At 33.4% G+C, this 625-nt stretch carries 1 protein-coding gene; it reads left to right on the top strand.

The annotated features are described in order from the left end of the window. Positions 1–50 precede the first annotated feature (50 nt). On the top strand, positions 51–596 hold the full coding sequence (locus F0226_RS22390) for a GNAT family protein (RefSeq protein WP_171737696.1): 546 nt from the start codon (positions 51–53) through the stop codon (positions 594–596). Positions 597–625 lie beyond the last annotated feature (29 nt).

Here is a 625-nt window from a genome sequence, read left to right as displayed (position 1 = left end):
TAGATACATTAATTTTGATTTGTGGTTTTTAAATAACTCTAGGAGAGTTTATGTTTAAATTAGAAACAGAACGCTTGATTCTTCGAGATATGCAACAGGTGGATGAAGAGCGTTTTGTGAAAATTTCTCAGGATAATAAATACCAACGGTTTTATAATGAGCAAGATTGTCATCCTGATAAATATCGAGAACTGACGAAATTATTTATTGAACAAGCTAAAGATAATCCTCGCACTTCATATCAACTAGCTATTGAAAAAAAATTTACTGGAGAGTTTATTGGGATCGTTTGTTTACGAGTTGAATCTGATAAGCAAGCATCAATGGGCTGTGGAATCGCAAGGAATTCACAAGGAAAAGGTTTGATTATCGAAGCTATTAGGTCTCTAGCAAGTTACGGCTTCAGTGTGTTAGGGATACATCGTATTTATGCAGAAACTATTAGTTTGAACACCCCTGCGGTTAAATTATGCAAAGATTTAGGAATGAGACAAGAGGCATATTTTTTTGAAAATAGGTTTTTCAAGGATCAGTGGTGGGATACAGTTGTTTTCGCTATATTATTAGACGATTGGCTTAGGGTTAATAATCGATAATATTGTTTTTATTCATAATTTAGTCTGTC

The sequence above is a fragment of the Vibrio sp. 99-70-13A1 genome (assembly GCF_013114625.1).
Classification (GTDB): Bacteria; Pseudomonadota; Gammaproteobacteria; order Enterobacterales; family Vibrionaceae; genus Vibrio.
The sequence above is the reverse complement of the archived record's forward strand: the minus strand, read 5'-3'. Positions and strand labels throughout refer to the sequence as shown.